The organism is Mucilaginibacter terrenus (assembly GCF_003432065.1).
Lineage (GTDB): Bacteria > Bacteroidota > Bacteroidia > Sphingobacteriales > Sphingobacteriaceae > Mucilaginibacter > Mucilaginibacter terrenus.
Genome location: NZ_QWDE01000001.1, coordinates 1,187,267 through 1,203,794, shown reverse-complemented (window position 1 = coordinate 1,203,794; position 16,528 = coordinate 1,187,267). Strand labels below are relative to the sequence as shown.

Sequence of the window (16,528 nt, the reverse complement as noted above, 5' to 3'; positions counted from 1 at the left end):
GAGCAATAATGAAGTAATGAAAAAACTCCGAGTAGCGCTTCAGCTACGCGATGACGACATTATTGAAATTTTAAAGCTAGTAAACTTCAGAACGACTAAGACAGAGCTAAGCGCCATCTTCCGCGCCGATGATCATCCAAATTTTATGCCTTGTAAAGATCAGCTGTTACGTAACTTCCTAAACGGATTGGTGATTTACAAACGCGGCCCTATGCCAGACAAACGCGAGAAGCCAGCACAAGAGCACTAGTGGCTGCTTACGTCTTTTTGTATCAGCCTGTATTTTCCTTGTTTAATAAGTTTTTGCTGTTCGGCAGAAAATGATTCTCGACCTCCAAAGTCCTGCACCCAGTACTTGTTTACTTCGGCGACACCAACTTCTTGAAAGCCCGGGTTCATCAGATTTTTGCAATGACCCTCACTTTTAAACCAGCCGGCCATTACCTCATCAATACTGGTCTGACCAAAAGCAATGTTCTCACCAATCATAAAGCTTTTAAATCCTTTGAAGTAATACCCAGCAAATACTATTCGGTCCTCCATGCTGCGGCCATCTTTACTGGTGTGGCTGAAATAGCTGCGTTTAGACATGTCTTTAGCATGGCCTTGTGCTGCTTTCTCCAGGTTGTTGTTCCAAACCAACGGCGCTGCAGGCGGGTAATACGTGTTACCGCAATTACACCCCATTTGCCGTGTTTTATTGATAAGACGTAAGAAATCCTGTTTAAAGTTATCGTAGCTAGTCTCTTCCTGCAAATACGCGAAACTGCTTACAGTTGCCAGAGTGGCTATTAAAGCTATACCTAAGATGTATTTTCTCATCACGTATATAGGACAACGTGAAACATTTAAGGTTTAGTTTGGCAAAAGCTGATTATGTGTTCCTTTTTCTGTAGCTAAATATTACAACAAGGATAACAATGATAGAAGTAACTATAACGATGCTACCAATTTTTTGACCGGAGCTTTGCGAACTGCTTTCTTTGTGGACGATGCGAGTAGTTTTTTTTTCGTTACCGGCTTTACTTTCTTACTACCAGAGGTATCAGGTGCTACTTGCAGCGCAGTAAGTTTAGCTTCTTCATCTTTTTTAATGCTGTCCAGTATGTCATCTGCACGCTTCATGGCAATCGTGCCTTTTTCATAATCCTTCATTCTGTTGTACAGAAATCCGTAATTCTTTTGTACAAGGGCTTCCATTTGCGGTGTGCGGATCTTTATTGACATACCAAGAGCTTCATTAAGGTCGCGCATGGCCAGCTTATAATCTTTAATAAGCATTTTTATGTTGGCCAACTTTACAAGAGAAGATATAATGTTTGTAGTATCGTTCCTTAATCTGGAGATACTGTTGCTTTGCAGAATAAACCATTTGGCCTGTGCAAACTTGCGCTGAGATGTGTATACCTTAGATAATGCTTCGAATGAGGTACGCAACCCTAATGTATCATCGTAACGGCTGTACAAGTGCAAAGCCATCATGCTGTAGTTGATAGCTTCGTTTTGATATCTCAACCTCATGCCTCGGTTGGTTATCGTATCATATTTTAAATACTCGTTAGCTATTTCGGTATATACAGGAGCTTTTAGTGAATCATAGGCAATCAATTGCAGCTTTTGTTTCAAACTGTCAAGATCACTATGCTGCGCTGCTTTTAGGCTGGATACGGCAAATAGAAGTGCGGTAAGGATAAATAGTTTTTTCATCTGGTTGCAGATATCATACATACACCATTGTTATTCAAATTGCATGCCCGAATAAGTGTAACAAGCTTCTAAGTTCATCCGGCGCTTGCAATCTGAGGTATGGATGATATAACCCGCTGATATGCAGGTAAAAGTGCATAAATTATATTTATCAACAGTATGCTTAATGTAAATACTATTAAATAATTGTACACAATACTATTCACAATCTTGAATATAGCCTACTGAATGATCTTTTCGTAATGATCAAGTGACCTTTTGATAAGCTTAGAAGAAGAGAGAATTAAATTAAATAGTATTATACCCAGTATTGCGCATATAATACCGGCCAGAACATCCAACACGTAGTGGTGGCTAGCATATACAGCTGTAAACCAAATTCCTACGGTTACTATAAAGAAAAAGATATTTGCTACACCAAGCTTATTTTTTATTCCGTAATACAATACTATAACCGGGTATGACGAGTGTAACGACGGCATTGCCGCAAAAACATTAGACCCTTTAGAGTAAATGGATTTAAACACATTTACGTTAAAGTATTTGTCAAAACGGTCCAACCCGGCGGTGCTACCGCGAGTTAAAGGGTGAAAGTTAAAACCATGTGCCTGTATATACCAGGGTGGTGCCGCAGGGTAGGTATAGTAAACAACAAAGCCCAGCAAGTTTACCACAACAAATGTAAGCGAAAAGTATAAGAACTGCTGCTTATTTTTAAAGAACAAGTAGGCTGCAAAACCAAGAGGAACCGGTATCCAGCACAGGTAAAAAAGACCGGCCATTACATCGATGAAGGATGTACTCCTGATCAAAAAGTATTCGTTTGGAGTTAACAGCTTACCGTCAACGTAAATGCCAAATAAACTTTTTTCTGCGTTGTACAGGTCGTCAATAGCTACAGGATTATAATTGTAGTTTGGAAACGCCTTCATATAATCGAAGATGATCCAATAGACAATGAAGATAGAAAAACCCAGGATGAATTTACGGGTAACTACCGATGCATAGAAAAGTACATTGAAGATGCCTATAAGCACCAACTGATCGCTTTTGAAGCCGACCAGAAAGTAGGAGATAATCAGGTATAAAACCGACAGCCCCGTTACAACACTTACACTTTTAAGATTGATACGGATGCTGCCATTAACAGCATCAGCCATTCTGCTTTTTAATAAAATCCGAATTGAACACTTTATCCCAAAGGGGAGAGCTCACACCGTAACCCTTGGTTGGATCCTGGTAATGGTGCAGCATGTGGTGTTGTTTAATCCTCTTCCAAAAGCTTCCTTTAAAGTTGAAATGATGTATGGCGTAGTGCGATATATCGTACACAAGATAACCTAAGATGAAGCCAGGAAAAAAGCCGAAAATGTAATTGGCCGGCAGCAAAGCATTAAACAGCAAGTAAAAAGCGGTAGCTAAAGGTATGCTGGCGGAAGGCGGCATTACCAAACGCTTTGCGTCGCTGGGGTAATCATGATGTACACCGTGGAATATAAAGTGCAGGCGTAATGCCCAGGGCGCCTTTGGCACAAAGTGAAACACAAAGCGGTGCATAACATATTCGGTAAGCGTCCATATGAACAGGCCTGCTAAAAACAACCATATATAGTTACCAACACCAATGTTGTTTGTGTAGGCAAAATAGCTGCAAACCAGTATAACAGGTACAAAAATTATAATCGGCACAAAGTAGTGCACTTTAGACAACCCTTCTAAAAGGTCGCTTTTGAACATCCTTACGGATTCTTGCGAGTTAGAAACAAAATTCCTTGCCATAAAACATCAGGGTTTAAAACGTTCTGTAATTTCTTTTCCGGTCACCGGGTCGTTGCCCCTCATCTCCACATACACAATATTGGGCAACCAGAAAGAACCTCCCTCTATTTTAATAAATATATAACTAAGCGCCATTAACTTTTGCGCAACAGTTGCGAAGATATGATATTTTCCGTCAGCACCCTTCATAAGGGTAAGCGGAAATTTTTTGTATGACACAAACCTGATATCATACTTGTCTTCACCGGTCTTTTTCTGCACCAGCCCATAAGCAAACTTGCGTTGTACATAGTTCAGCTCTTCTTTCTGGCCTTTATCTGCATAACGTATCCAGTAGGGGTGTACCGGTGCATCCTCGTTGGGCTTACCTGTTTCTTTGTCAATGTTAAGCTCGTATATCAGCGTGTTGATATTAGGCATACGCTGTACGTAGAACAGCCTGCTGAGGTCTGCAGGAGGCGTAGGAAAAACAATTGGCTTCTCGCCTTCGTAAGCATTGTTCAGCCTTAAACGACTGTCCGGATCGGTAATACTTGTCGCCTGTGTACGTGTTGCGCAAATAACTAACCCTACTAAAAGTAACGGTAATCTTAAACTTTTGTACCAGATCATTGCTCGTTCTCTGACAGCGCCTTTTTGGCGTCTACTAACCTTTTAAAGGCAGTAAAATTTGTTAATACAGCAAGTATTGCAATAGGAAAGGTGAAAACCGACATGGTTTCAAACACGTGGAAGCGAATGCCGGGTACAAACAGCTTATAATCGCCACCGATGTATGATGATGTAATGCCACAAGCTATAGCGAAGACGCCGATGGTAATAACTCGTTCCGGGCGCTGCATTAAGCCACCTTTTGATTCTACCCCAAGGCCTTCTGCACGCGCTCTTACGTAACTCACCATCATCGAACCTATAAGCGCTATAAACGCGAATATAGAGCTCAGAAAGTAATGGTGGGCTACCAGGTAGTAGCATATGCCCAGGAACATAATAAGTTCGCTATAACGGTCAAGCACCGAGTCATATAAAGCGCCAAATACCGATTTCATATTACCTAAACGTGCAACCTGCCCGTCCAGCATGTCAAATAATCCTGCAAAAAGGATAAGGGCACCTGCCCACCCCACATAAGTAAAATCCCCCCGGTTTCCGTCCTCAGCTCCAATAATGAAGATGGCCGCAACGCCTACGTTCAATACAAAACCAATTGATGTAACCGCATTTGGTGTTAAGCCCAATTTGATCAGCAGCTTAACAAACGGATCAATAATCTTGTATATCCCCAGCTGTAAACTGGTGCGTATTGATGTTTGCTGTTCCATTATATAATAAAAATAAAAAAATTCAACAATAATTAAAAATCGAACTTGATTTTGACCCTTAAGCCAATCTTGGCAATATCCGGGTGGTCCAGGTACGATAGTCTTTTTACAACGTCAAGCCTGATAAACTTGAAAATGTTTTCTACACCAACACTGGCTTCCATATAAGGAGTATTGCCAAGTGTGTAGGTAATAGGCGCACCCGCAGCGTTAACCGGGAACTGAAAAGTCTCCGGATTGGTAGCCGGGTTATTTTGCGTGCTTATTCCTCCCCATAGTGCCTTGAAAGATGCTGTTTCGCGCAGCTTTAAACGTTTTAGCAAAGGTACTTTATTAAAAAAGAAACCACCGAAATGCTGGTCGATATTTACACTTGCTGACCTGTCGCTTACAAATTCAAGAAAGTTCATCAGGTTATAAGAGTCGATAACATAGGCAAAGGTTTGATTGGCTCTGTGAATATTTAATAGCGGATAGGGTACATTGCCAAATATCCGCGAACCTTCAACAGTTACGTCTGAAAATCCGAATGGAGCTATATAAAAGCGTTTATCAAATCTTGCCTTTATGTCCTGGTAATTATATTCTCCGCCTAAAAAGTTCTTTAAACCTGCTGTAAAGTCGAGCGATACAATTGGATATTTATTAATGATAGGTGTGCGGAACATTTTACCCTGGTAGTATTGCTCATTTGGAGCATAACGGATACCCGCAGATACCTCTGACGTGGTAAGGTGGTAAATGATGTTGTTGCTGTTGTCAACAAACGGGAACAATGTGCCGGTAGGTGTTTGCACCCAGTTACGATAACCTAGTTTATACGAAAAGTGGTTCTCAAACTCGCGCACATAATCAATTTTGAACTGATCGTTATACAAGTACTTATCGTTTGTGCCACGCTTAAAAGATAACAATACGTTGTCTTCCTGTATAAACTGTAGCTCCTGGCCCGGTATTTTGGTGTCACGCTGATAACTTACACGCAGGTAGTTTTGCGGGAAACGGTAAATACTTTTACTATTAAGTGAGTATGTTGCCGCTAGAAAGTACTTCCAGCGGTCGTCTTTGAAACCGTACGCACCATATCCTTCAAAATAGTAGCGTTTGCTTAGCTCCGTTGTAGTACGGCCACCAACACGCAGCCTAAAACCTTCTATGGGGTTGAAGCTATAAAACGTACTTGCAGGTCCTACTTCAAATTTCCCAAAACCTTTATATCCCGCCAATAAAAGGGTAACCAAATCAGCAGTACGGCGGAAGGACGGCATGTGGGTGAGGCTGTCAATGTTTTTATAAACCTTTGATTCTGCTGTGGTAAGTGTATCGAGCCGGTTCTCGCGCCAGAATTCTTCGCTTCGGTGCTTCACCTCGTCGTTCACCTCCATATTTGGGGCGTACATAAACTCAGGCTCCTGTTTGTTCACAACATAGTTAGCAAACGTAACGGTGCGCACCCCAAAAAGCCCGCTTTTACGCTTTTGCGTGATACCGAAATCCGCAAAGGTGTTGCTGCGGCTAAGGTGATAACGACCGTCTGGATTGGCCTCAAAGCTAAGGTCGACATGCATCATGCGAACAAAGTTCACGTTGATGTTTTTATTTATGGTAAGGGCAGCCTTTTGTACGGCGTAGTTACCGTCAAGCGTAATATATATATCACCTTCAAACAAGATGTCGTTGGTGTTACGTGGCGTAAAGCTTAGCTGTACCAGTTTCTTGTTGTCGGCAGTTGTAATTGTATCTGTGATAAAGAATTTGTAATAAGAGGGTGCCGCATCAGCAATGGGGCTTAAAAACTGTCGTCCAAGCAGGTAAGAGCTGTTAGCATATATATCAACATCTGCATACAAGTGCTTAAAGTATTGACCAACACCTTCGTTATCAACTGCAGGGCCGAAGTTCACGCTTTTTTCTCCCAACGGCACTTCCTTTTTAATCTCAGGGCTTTTGCGATAGTATACCTGAGATAGCTTTTCTACCAGGTAAATGGGCAGTAACGATTTGCCGGGATAGCTTACACTGTCTTTATTCTCGAAAAGGAAGTTATATTTCTTGAAGAATTTACGCTCTGTTATCTTTTCTGACAAGTTGCTGAGCGAGAACTGCATCTTATCGTATTGTTTATATTCTACAAAATTGTAAGCTTCGGGCCGGTTCTTATCTTTATTAGCAATAACCTTGCGGATGAGTTCTACCGCAGGATTCTCTTTATTGGTGTAGCGCGCGTTCTTTTTTCCTTTTACTGTAACTTCAGTAAGCGATTTTGCAGACGGAAACATGCGGATGTTGATCACCTGCTGCTTGCCCGGCGTAACCTGAACTATGGCATCCTTATAGCCAAGGTAACTGGCTTTAAGCTGAGTATACGGCTGAGAAGATCTTATAGAAAACTGGCCCTGGTCATTTGTGTTAACACCTATTGTGCTACCGGGGAAAGTAACGGTTACAAATGGAAGCGGTTGTTTATTCCCGGCATCGGTAACAGTGCCGGTAACAATGGTTTGAGCAGATAACGCTGAGCTTACAAACAAGAATAGTATTAGCAGTAAATACTTGGTATTGATCTTATTATTCATTTATAAACTTGCTGTTGGCGGATACAACCTAACTGGCTAATAATTTAACTTAATGGGGATAATTTTAATTTACTGCTATTGATAATAAGTAGCTAGTGATAATTTGGAATTTGCCTGCTACTTAAGGTGCAAATGTAGCAAAAATTCGCTACAGACTATTGTGGTCAAAAAGTCAAATGTAGTTGTTGATTTTAACTCCGGTGGAACCAAAATTGTAGTTTGTGATCTCATCTTTTGTATTAAATAATGTAGCTTATTGCTGATGTAGACGTGCTAGGTTGGTAATTGTTACCATGTACGATAAAAATTGGAGAGTAGTAAGTTAAATACAAAATAAACTTGTATCTCAACTATTTATCGTAATATTGCGATGTATGGGAGTGACTAAAACCGAGATGTATACTAATGAGCAGAACCAATTGGCTGTTCAGTTAAAAGCTATTGCCCACCCGGCACGTATTGCCATTCTGCAAGAACTAATTAAAGCTAATGCCTGCATATGCGGCGACCTGGTCACTGAATTGGGTTTAGCACAGGCAACTATTTCACAGCACTTAAAAGAGCTAAAAAACGCCGGCCTTATACAAGGGACTATTGAAGGTGTAAGTGTTTGTTATTGCATCGAACCAAAAGCATGGAAGAACCTTCAGGAGAAATTTAATGTGCTGTTTTCTTCTTATCAGGAAAGCGGCACTTGTTGTTAATTTTTATTTCATAAAATCAATCGTAATATTACAATAAATATGGAAACAGATCAGGAATTAAAAGAAATTGTAAGGCAGAAGTATAGCGAAATTGCTTTACAGGACAAGGAAACCAATCAATCGTCTTGTTGTGGTGCCGGAGGATGTTCCACGGAAGTATACAACATTATGACGGACGACTACACGCAGGTAGCTGGCTACAATGCTGAAGCAGACTTGGGGCTTGGGTGTGGATTGCCCACACAATTTGCATTGATAAAGAAGGGGGATGTGGTTATCGACCTTGGGAGCGGCGCTGGTAACGATTGTTTTGTGGCCCGAGCGGAAGCAGGGGAAACAGGCAAGATAATTGGAATAGATTTTACTCCCGCTATGATTGATAAAGCACGTGCCAATGCAGAAAAGCTGGGCTTTAATAATGTTGAGTTCAGGCAGGGTGACATTGAGAAAATGCCCGTAACCTCTAACATTGCCGATGTTGTTGTAAGCAATTGTGTGCTTAACCTGGTTCCAAATAAAGACGGCGTTTTCAAGGAGATTTATCGTGTGCTGAAACCAGGAGGACATTTTAGTATATCTGATGTGGTTTTGGTAGGAGATCTGCCCGAAGCATTAAGGCGCGACGCTGAGATGTATGCAGGTTGTGTGTCTGGTGCTATCCAGAAAAATACCTATCTCGATTTGATTGTTGCTAACGGTTTCACAGGTATGACGGTACAGAAAGAAAAACCGATCATTATCCCGGATGATATCTTAACTAAATATCTGAATGAACAGGAACTGTCTGCATTCAAAGGAGGAAGTACAGGTATTTTCAGTGTGACAGTGTTTGCTCAAAAGCCAACAGAATCCCAAGCCTGCTGTGCACCCGGTTGTTGCAGTTAACTTGATAATCAAATGAAGAATATACTAGTATTATGTACAGGTAATAGTTGCCGTAGCCAAATAGCCGATGGCTACCTGCGCCATTTTACAAAAGGAAAAGCAAGTATCTATAGCGCAGGCATCGAAACACATGGTGTTAATCCTAGAGCAATAGAAATTATGAAGCGAGACGGCGTAGATATTAGCGATTATACGTCAAACAATGTGAATGAGTATTTAAACATCCCGTTCGACTTTGTAATCACTGTTTGCGATAAAGCTAAAGAAAGCTGCCCTTACTTCCCGTCGAATGCTGTCAGGTTGCATTACAATTTTCCGGACCCGGCAAAAGCGACGGGAACTGAAGAGGAGATTATGGAACAATTCAGAATAGTAAGGGAGATGATCAGAAATTATATTCAAAACTTTGTGAACGAAAACCTGAAAGATAGCTGACCTAATAAACGTTTTAAACAAATAAAGCCGGGTATTTACCCGGCTTTATTTGTTATTGTAGAGATGTAATGTTACTGTTGCTGACCTGCAAACATGTCATCGTAGTAATCAAGACCAAGGTGCGTGATAAGGTCTTCACCCATCAGGTAACGCAGGGTGTTTTCCAGTTTTATCAACTGTTTGAAGATGTCGTTTTCTGCGTGTAAACCAGGTGCAGTTTGAGGCGACTTCAGGTAGAATGATAACCACTCCTGTATACCGCTCATGCCTGCACGTTTAGCCATATCGCTGAAAATAGCAAGATCCAAAGCAATAGGCGCTGCAAGGATAGAGTCACGGCAAAGGAAGTTGATCTTTATCTGCATTTTGTAGCCTAACCAGCCAAAAATGTCGATGTTGTCCCAGCTTTCTTTGTTATCACCATGAGGAGGGTAGTAGTTGATACGGATCTTGTGGAAGATCTCACCATACAACTCAGGGTTCTCATCAGGGCGAAGGATATCTTCCAATACGCCAAGTTTCGAAACTTCCTTAGTTTTAAAGTTATCCGGATCGTCTAACACCAAACCATCACGGTTACCCAAAATATTGGTAGAGAACCAGCCGTGTACGCCCAATGCGCGTGCAGCAAGGCCCGGAGCCAAAACGGTCTTCATTAAAGTTTGACCGGTCTTGAAGTCTTTACCTGCAATAGGAGTTTGTGTTAACTTAGACAGCTCGATCATCGCAGGGATATCCACCGTAAGGTTAGGAGCGCCATTAGAAAATGGTACACCCAGCTTTAAAGCAGCATATGCGTAGATCATACTAGGAGCAATGCGTTTGTCATCGTCCTTTAATGCCTGCTCGAAAGCAGCAAGGGTTTCGTGTATTTCCGAACCTTCAAAGTAAACTTCCGTAGAACCGCACCAAACTAATACCACACGGTCAAGTCCGTTCTGCTCTTTAAAGTTCTTGATGTCTTCCATCACCTGCTCAGCAAGTTCCTGGCGGGTACCGGTTTTAACGTGGGTGCCATCCAGGTTTTTAGCATAGTTCTTATCAAACGCGGCTTTCATCGGTTTAATAGATTCTAAGCCTTCACGTACCTGGTTCAATAATGTTGGCTCAAGTACTTTTGCGTTCATTGCCGCTTCGTACACGTTATCTTCATATACGTCCCAACCACCAAAAACAATGTCTTCTAACTTAGCCAAAGGCACAAAGTCTTTGATCTTCGGGTGACGGTTCTCAGTCCTTTTTCCTAAACGGATGCTTCCCATTTGTGTAAGTGAACCCACAGGCTGAGAAATGCCTTTCTTAACGGCTTCAACGCCGGCAATCAGGGTTGTAGCTACCGCTCCTAAACCTGGTATTAAAATACCTAGTTTACCTTCGGCAGGTTTAATGTTGATCTTCATTATCGTAATTAGTGTTAAATGTATAATGAAACTATCCTAAGCCGGCTGAAGAAGCAACCCACGATAGTTATCATTTTCTTGTTTTTCATAATGGTCTAAGCCATGTCTGATGTGTAGCCGGTTTTAGTTGCCCGGTCTGCGGCGCAAAGAACTCGTTTTTACCTTCAAGCCGACAGTATTATTTACAAAGTTTACAGGCAGATGAAACTAAAATATACAATTTGAACTGCTTTGGTGCAAGGGCTTGGTATTCCTGGGGCATTGCACTTGTATCTTGCTCTGTTCCTCTTGTTCAGAGATAGGTTATCTTATATTTCCTTTTCGTAAATCCTGTATGTTTTGTATTGATCGCCGCCAATTGCCTCGATAGCGCGGTTGACCATGTCGTTTTTTTCAAGCGTCCATGATGCTTCTGCATATTTCAAGCCCTTACGGCGGTATTCTTTTATAATGCTACCATAAAGGCAAGCCTCTATGCCCATCTTGCGATACCCGTCTATAACTCCTAGAAGCATAATACGGATACCTTGTATCTTACTTTTATTCAACAGGAGCTTAAAAATACCGGTAGGCAATAAGCGACCTTTTTTTATTGTTTTTAGTATTTGGTTGATGTCTGGTATGGCAACACCAAAACCTACTATCTTCCCATTCTGCTCAGCAACAAGCGCGAAATCGGGGTCAAGTATCATCTTAAGATCTTTAGCGGTATAATCAAATTCCTCGTTGGTCATCGGGAAGAAACCAAGGTTCTTATCCCATGCCTTGTTGTATACATCACGCAAGGCATCAGCTTCCTGTTTAAATTTTTTAAGGTTTATTTTTCGTATAGTAATGCCGCTATTGCGTGTCAGGCGTTCCTGCAGCCTGTCTAGCATCTGTAACGATTTATCATTGTAATTTCCGCCTTCCCAGTACCAGGCTAGTAAGTCTGTCTGTTTCTGTAAACCTGCTTGCTCTAGCAGCGTAACATAATACTGGGGGTTGTACGGCATCATAACAACCGGCGGCTTATCAAAACCTTTGATCAAAAGCCCGCAGGTTTCGTTGGTAGATGGGTTTACCGGGCCTACTAACTTAGTAGCACCTTTTTCTTTAACCCAGTTAGCCGCAGTAGTTAACAGCAGATCGGCAGTTTCCTGGTTGTTCTCACAATCAAAAAAGCCGAAAAAGCCATCGTTAACATTGTTGAATTTGTTATGATTGGTGTTGTAAATAGCGGCAATACGGCCAACTATCTTGTCTCCGTCATAAGCCAAAAATGTTTGCAGCGATGAGTGCTTGTGAAAAGGGTGCGTGGTTAGCAAATCCTTTTGAGCTATAAATAATTCCGGTACGTAGTTTGGATCGTTTTTGTACAATTCATGCGGAAAATCAATAAAAGAAGCAAGCTCTTTTTTTGATTGAACCGGGACTATTTTTTTCATCATGAGAGATTAACTCCGGGACACAGCGGGGGCAATGAACAGAAGCAGGGCTTTTACAGACAGTTGATAATTGGTTATATATTTTCTTTAATGGTGTTTACACCAACTTCTTTACATACCGCTATCAACTTTTCTACAGCTTCATCTATCTGCTCAAATGTGTGCGTAGCCATTAAAGAAAAACGCAGTAAAGATGAGTCGGAAGGTACAGCAGGAGAGACAACCGGGTTAACGAAGATACCTGCCTTTTGCAAGTAATTTGTCACCAGGAAAGTCTTGGCATTGTCGCGTATATATATAGGTATGATCGGGCTTTCAGTAGCGCCTACATCAAAACCTTCGTCGGTAAGCAGTTTCATGGCATAATTTGTATTATCCCAAAGCTTCTGTATACGTTCAGGTTCAGATTCTATAATATCCAAAGCAGCAATAACACTGGCAACTGAGCCAGGCGTCATGCTCGCACTAAACATTAAAGAACGCGCACGGTGTTTAATGTAATCTATAGTTTCATAGTCGGCAGCAATGAAACCACCAAGAGAGGCAAGAGACTTGCTAAAGGTGCTCATGATCAGATCTACCTGGTTGGTTAGGCCGAAGTGAGATGCAGTGCCAGAGCCATTTTTACCAATAACGCCTAAACTGTGGGCGTCGTCAACCATAATGTTAACACCATATTTATCAGCTAGCTCAACAATTTCGGGCAATTTAACAATATCGCCTTCCATGCTGAAGATACCGTCCACCACAATAACCTTCACGGCTTCCTCCGGCAGGATGCTAAGCTTGCGCTCCAGATCTGCCATATCATTGTGCGCGTATTTGATCACTTTAGAGAAAGACAAACGGCTGCCGTCTATAATAGAGGCGTGGTCGTATTCATCAAGTATCAAGTAATCGTTACGGCCGGTAATGCATGATAATACGCCCAGGTTCACCTGAAAGCCGGTGCTGAAAAGCACAGCAGCTTCTTTGCCAACATAATTTGCCAAACGGTTTTCCAGCTCAATATGAATATCAAGTGTACCGTTCAAAAATCTTGATCCGGCACAGCCAGATCCATACTTATCAATGGCTTTTTTTGTAGCTTCTTTGATTTTGGGGTGGTTGGTTAATCCCAGATAGGAGTTAGAACCAAACATTAAAACACGCTGGTTATTTATAATAACTTCTGTATCCTGGCCGCTTTCTATAGGCCTGAAAAAAGGATACAGTCCCTGTGCCCGGATCATATTCGCATCCTGGAACTGGGCTATCTTCTCGTGTAACTTTTTAACCATTTATTAACACTTCTTTAAATTTTTGTAAAAATACCATGAATAAGCAAAACTCGGGCATACAACATGCAAAAAAATTTACACACATTTCATTCAAGCCACGCCACGGCATACTACTTCATCAGGCAAATTAATTAAATTTTTATTTAATCAATGTCACCAATTTTCAATTTCTCTCAAAAAGATGAACAATTATGCTGTTTTAAGCCTAAATATCTTTACTAAGTAAAAATTCTGTTGCCAACTTTATATTGTTTTATAATTGTTTCATCTTCGCAGCGCTATACTTAATAAATCAAAAATCAATGGGAACTTTCGGTCCCTATTTTGGTTGTAATATTCGAACTGTATTCCTCTATGAAAAAATTCTGCTTTCTATACCTTACTAATATACTATTTTTTTTACCAATTGCGGTATTTGCTCAAAGTTCCTCAGTTGATACGGGAGTAGCTATTGTAACATTAAAACAAAGTGTACAGTACGCGCTGCGCAACCAGCCTGTACTAAAGCAGGCATATATTGATGAGCAGATCAACGAGCGCGACATCCGTATAGGTTTGTCGGGATGGCTGCCGCAGGTGAACAGCAGCAATAGTGTTCAGCATTATTTTCAGCGTCCCAACATCATTGGTGGCGGTGTGGCAACAGGTGTTGGTACCGGCACTGGCGGTACTGGTACCGGTGGAACCGGCACAGGTGGTACAGGCACGGGAGGAACAGGCACCGGCACTTCACAGCAGAACCTGGCCATAGCTAAAAATGTATCTACACTTGGCGTATCGGCTAGTCAAACTATATATAATAATGATGTGTTGCTGGCGTCGCGTGCATCTAAATACTCAAGGCAGTACTACAAGCAAAATACCGAGAGCAACAAAATAGACCTGGTATCTGATGTAAGTAAGGCGTTTTACGATGTGTTGCTTTCTCAGCGCCAACTGGATATTATTAAGGAAGATATTGTACGGCTTCGCCGCAGTTTAAAGGATGCTTACTCGCGCTACCAGGCAGGTGTGGTTGATAAAACAGATTATAAACAGGCAACTATCGCCTTAAACAACGCCCTCGCATCACAAAAGCAAACTCAGGAAGCTATCAAAAGTAAAACTGCTTTCCTAAAACAAACGATGGGTTTCGACCCGAACAGACAGATAGTACTGTCGTATGATTCTGCACGACTCCAAAACGAAGCGGTGGCAGACACTACTCAGATGTTGAATTACGGCAACCGGGTTGAATACCGTTTGTTAGAAAGCACTAAAAGCCTGCAAAACCTTAATGTGTCTTATTACCGTTGGGGTTTCCTGCCTTCATTATCTGCTGTAGGCGCTTATAGCCTTGCTTACTTTAATGATAGCTTTAGTGGTTTGTACGATAAAGGATACCCAACATCTTACGTTGGCCTCTCATTAAACATTCCAATTTTTACCGGTACAAAAAGGTTACAAAACTTAAGCAAGGCCCGCTTGCAGGTTAAACGTACAGATCTTGACCTTGAAAATACCCGCAATGCCATTAACACTGAGTATGTACAGGCGCTTGCAAATTATAAAAGCAATTACACCAACTGGCAGCTGCTAAGCCAAAATGTGCAGCTTGCGCAGGATGTATATAAGGTAGTGGATTTGCAATATCGTGAGGGTATTAAAACTTACCTGGATGTTATTGTTGCTCAGGCCGACCTTCGCACCGCCGAACTTAATTACTACAACGCGTTATTCCAGCTGCTATCAGCAAAAATTGATCTTCAAAGAGCTTTAGGAACCTTGCCACTTGAATAGAATATGACCATGATAAACAAATACAATTCGTTTTTAGCCGCTGTTGCGTTGCTCGCTGTAACAGCCTGCGGTGATAAAAGTAAGAAAGATGCTGCCGCGGCTGCACCGCCCCCTACGCCTGTAAACGTTGTTGCTGCCGAAAAAGCATATGCAACCTATTATGATAACTACCAGGGTGTAGTAACAGCTATTAACACCGTAGAGCTTCGCAGCCAGGTAAGCGGCTTTATCACCGGCATATTCTTTAAAGAAGGTGATGTGGTTACAAAAGGAGCACCTTTGTACGAAATAGACAGGCGCAAGTATGTTGCTGCTTACGAACAGGCACAAGCCAACGTTTCCAGCGCAAAGGCTAACCTGGTAAAAGCACAAAAAGACGTAGACAGGTATAACATGCTGTTGAAAAATGATGCTGTTGCCCGCCAAACTGTTGACCAGGCCACCGCAGCTTATGAAACCAGCCGCAGCCAGGTGAGCGTAGCGCAGGCAGCACTTGCATCTGCAGCTACTGATCTTTCTTATGCTACCATCCGCGCGCCATTCACCGGCCGTATCGGCATCTCACAGGTAAAGCTAGGCGCACAGGTGTCACCGGGTACAACCTTGCTGAACACCATCTCTGCAGGCAACCCTATAGGTGTTGATGTTGTAGTAAACGAGCAGGACATCGATCGCTTTTACAAACTTCAAAAAGCAAGCAGCGATTCTACTTTTAGGTTAACGATGGCCAATGGAGATGAGTACCCTTATCATGGTAAGGTGTTCGCGATTGACCGTGGTGTAAGCGATCAGACCGGAAGTATTAAAGTACGTATACAGTTCCCCAATCCTAAAGATGATCTTAAGGACGGTATGAGCGGTGTGCTTAAGGTACTTAACACGGCATCTGGTGATAAAGTGCAGATACCTTACAAAGCTGTAATTGAGCAAATGGGCGAGTACTTTGTATTCATTTCTCAGGATACTATCGCCAAACAACAAAAGGTAACGTTAGGCCCGCGTGTACAGGCTAATGTTATTGTGCTTGACGGCGTTAAACCGGGCGATAAAATTGTAACTGAAGGTTTCCAGCGGTTAAGAGACGGTGGTAAGATAACACTTGGCCCTCCTCCGGCTGCAACAGGAGCAGGAGCTTCAGGCGCAGGTGCCCCGGCTGGCGGAGGTAAACCTGCAACTCAAAGCAAATAAAAAGACCAATAAGCAGGAGGGTAGTACCCTATTTTAAAGCTTAAAG

General features: G+C 42.0%; 16 protein-coding genes. 6 read left to right on the top strand and 10 right to left on the bottom strand.

The features are described from left to right. The first annotated feature begins 16 nt into the window (after positions 1-16). Positions 17-250 carry a DUF1456 family protein gene (locus DYU05_RS05315; protein ID WP_235853955.1) on the top strand — a complete coding sequence of 78 codons (234 nt, stop codon included), beginning with the start codon at positions 17-19 and terminating at the stop codon, positions 248-250. On the opposite strand, the gene DYU05_RS05310 is transcribed toward DYU05_RS05315, so the two are convergent. The 7 genes from DYU05_RS05310 to DYU05_RS05280 form a co-directional block, all read right to left on the bottom strand. Continuing rightward, complete coding sequence (locus tag DYU05_RS05310; RefSeq protein WP_117381924.1) at positions 247-822, bottom strand: CAP domain-containing protein; 576 nt, start codon at positions 820-822, stop codon at positions 247-249. The genes DYU05_RS05315 and DYU05_RS05310 overlap by 4 nt on opposite strands. 111 nt (positions 823-933) lie before the next feature. Beyond that, complete coding sequence (locus DYU05_RS05305) at positions 934-1,707, bottom strand: hypothetical protein (protein WP_133300165.1); 774 nt, start codon at positions 1,705-1,707, stop codon at positions 934-936. Positions 1,708-1,928: 221 nt separating this feature from the next. After that, positions 1,929-2,867 carry a phosphatase PAP2 family protein gene (locus DYU05_RS05300; RefSeq protein ID WP_117381922.1) on the bottom strand — a complete coding sequence of 313 codons (939 nt, stop codon included), beginning with the start codon at positions 2,865-2,867 and terminating at the stop codon, positions 1,929-1,931. Further along, positions 2,860-3,486, bottom strand: coding sequence for a sterol desaturase family protein (locus DYU05_RS05295; protein ID WP_117381921.1), 627 nt, complete (start codon positions 3,484-3,486; stop codon positions 2,860-2,862). The genes DYU05_RS05300 and DYU05_RS05295 overlap by 8 nt, the downstream gene beginning before the upstream one ends. A gap of 6 nt (positions 3,487-3,492) precedes the next feature. Next, entirely contained in the window at positions 3,493-4,098 is a 606-nt protein-coding gene (locus DYU05_RS05290) for a DUF4833 domain-containing protein (protein WP_117381920.1), read from the bottom strand. After that, entirely contained in the window at positions 4,095-4,808 is a 714-nt protein-coding gene (locus tag DYU05_RS05285) for a CDP-alcohol phosphatidyltransferase family protein (protein WP_117381919.1), read from the bottom strand. Before DYU05_RS05285 ends, DYU05_RS05290 begins: the two co-directional genes overlap by 4 nt. 32 nt (positions 4,809-4,840) lie before the next feature. Beyond that, positions 4,841-7,384: a DUF5686 and carboxypeptidase-like regulatory domain-containing protein gene (locus tag DYU05_RS05280; protein ID WP_117381918.1), complete on the bottom strand. Its 2,544-nt coding sequence runs from the start codon at positions 7,382-7,384 to the stop codon at positions 4,841-4,843. Positions 7,385-7,758: 374 nt separating this feature from the next. On the opposite strand from DYU05_RS05280, the gene DYU05_RS05275 reads away from it, so the two are divergent. From DYU05_RS05275 to DYU05_RS05265, 3 genes are read left to right on the top strand one after another with little or no spacing between them, the layout of a single operon-like run. Then, entirely contained in the window at positions 7,759-8,088 is a 330-nt protein-coding gene (locus tag DYU05_RS05275; protein ID WP_117381917.1) for an ArsR/SmtB family transcription factor, read from the top strand. Positions 8,089-8,127: 39 nt separating this feature from the next. Further along, a complete protein-coding gene (locus DYU05_RS05270) occupies positions 8,128-8,973 on the top strand; it encodes an arsenite methyltransferase (protein WP_117381916.1) in 846 nt (281 codons plus the stop codon). Between the two features lie 12 nt (positions 8,974-8,985). Beyond that, entirely contained in the window at positions 8,986-9,408 is a 423-nt protein-coding gene (locus DYU05_RS05265) for an arsenate reductase ArsC (RefSeq protein WP_117381915.1), read from the top strand. 71 nt (positions 9,409-9,479) lie between these two features. On the opposite strand, the gene DYU05_RS05260 is transcribed toward DYU05_RS05265, so the two are convergent. The 3 genes from DYU05_RS05260 to spt form a co-directional block, all read right to left on the bottom strand. After that, entirely contained in the window at positions 9,480-10,808 is a 1,329-nt protein-coding gene (locus tag DYU05_RS05260) for an inositol-3-phosphate synthase (protein ID WP_117381914.1), read from the bottom strand. Between the two features lie 308 nt (positions 10,809-11,116). Continuing rightward, the gene (locus DYU05_RS05255) at positions 11,117-12,238 is read right to left on the bottom strand and encodes a hypothetical protein (RefSeq protein ID WP_317127850.1); all 1,122 of its coding nucleotides are present in this window, start codon (positions 12,236-12,238) and stop codon (positions 11,117-11,119) included. A 71-nt stretch (positions 12,239-12,309) separates the two neighbouring features. After that, entirely contained in the window at positions 12,310-13,515 is a 1,206-nt protein-coding gene (spt, locus tag DYU05_RS05250) for a serine palmitoyltransferase (protein WP_117381912.1), read from the bottom strand. Positions 13,516-13,869: 354 nt separating this feature from the next. On the opposite strand from spt, the gene DYU05_RS05245 reads away from it, so the two are divergent. Both DYU05_RS05245 and DYU05_RS05240 read left to right on the top strand, forming a co-directional pair. Beyond that, positions 13,870-15,294, top strand: a complete 1,425-nt coding sequence (locus DYU05_RS05245; RefSeq protein WP_117381911.1) for a TolC family protein — start codon at positions 13,870-13,872, stop codon at positions 15,292-15,294. A 3-nt stretch (positions 15,295-15,297) separates the two neighbouring features. After that, complete coding sequence (locus tag DYU05_RS05240) at positions 15,298-16,482, top strand: efflux RND transporter periplasmic adaptor subunit (RefSeq protein WP_235853954.1); 1,185 nt, start codon at positions 15,298-15,300, stop codon at positions 16,480-16,482. Positions 16,483-16,528: the final 46 nt, after the last annotated feature.

Excerpts from the sequence above, each read along its gene's own strand:
- DYU05_RS05315 (WP_235853955.1), top strand. The coding sequence starts at position 17 with ATGAAAAAACTCCGAGTAGCGCTTCAGCTACGCGATGACGACATTATT.
- DYU05_RS05310 (WP_117381924.1), bottom strand. The coding sequence starts at position 822 with ATGAGAAAATACATCTTAGGTATAGCTTTAATAGCCACTCTGGCAACT.
- DYU05_RS05305 (WP_133300165.1), bottom strand. The coding sequence starts at position 1,707 with ATGAAAAAACTATTTATCCTTACCGCACTTCTATTTGCCGTATCCAGC.
- DYU05_RS05300 (WP_117381922.1), bottom strand. The coding sequence starts at position 2,867 with ATGGCTGATGCTGTTAATGGCAGCATCCGTATCAATCTTAAAAGTGTA.
- DYU05_RS05295 (WP_117381921.1), bottom strand. The coding sequence starts at position 3,486 with ATGGCAAGGAATTTTGTTTCTAACTCGCAAGAATCCGTAAGGATGTTC.
- DYU05_RS05290 (WP_117381920.1), bottom strand. The coding sequence starts at position 4,098 with ATGATCTGGTACAAAAGTTTAAGATTACCGTTACTTTTAGTAGGGTTA.
- DYU05_RS05285 (WP_117381919.1), bottom strand. The coding sequence starts at position 4,808 with ATGGAACAGCAAACATCAATACGCACCAGTTTACAGCTGGGGATATAC.
- DYU05_RS05280 (WP_117381918.1), bottom strand. The coding sequence starts at position 7,384 with ATGAATAATAAGATCAATACCAAGTATTTACTGCTAATACTATTCTTG.
- DYU05_RS05275 (WP_117381917.1), top strand. The coding sequence starts at position 7,759 with ATGGGAGTGACTAAAACCGAGATGTATACTAATGAGCAGAACCAATTG.
- DYU05_RS05270 (WP_117381916.1), top strand. The coding sequence starts at position 8,128 with ATGGAAACAGATCAGGAATTAAAAGAAATTGTAAGGCAGAAGTATAGC.
- DYU05_RS05265 (WP_117381915.1), top strand. The coding sequence starts at position 8,986 with ATGAAGAATATACTAGTATTATGTACAGGTAATAGTTGCCGTAGCCAA.
- DYU05_RS05260 (WP_117381914.1), bottom strand. The coding sequence starts at position 10,808 with ATGAAGATCAACATTAAACCTGCCGAAGGTAAACTAGGTATTTTAATA.
- DYU05_RS05255 (WP_317127850.1), bottom strand. The coding sequence starts at position 12,238 with ATGATGAAAAAAATAGTCCCGGTTCAATCAAAAAAAGAGCTTGCTTCT.
- spt (WP_117381912.1), bottom strand. The coding sequence starts at position 13,515 with ATGGTTAAAAAGTTACACGAGAAGATAGCCCAGTTCCAGGATGCGAAT.
- DYU05_RS05245 (WP_117381911.1), top strand. The coding sequence starts at position 13,870 with ATGAAAAAATTCTGCTTTCTATACCTTACTAATATACTATTTTTTTTA.
- DYU05_RS05240 (WP_235853954.1), top strand. The coding sequence starts at position 15,298 with ATGACCATGATAAACAAATACAATTCGTTTTTAGCCGCTGTTGCGTTG.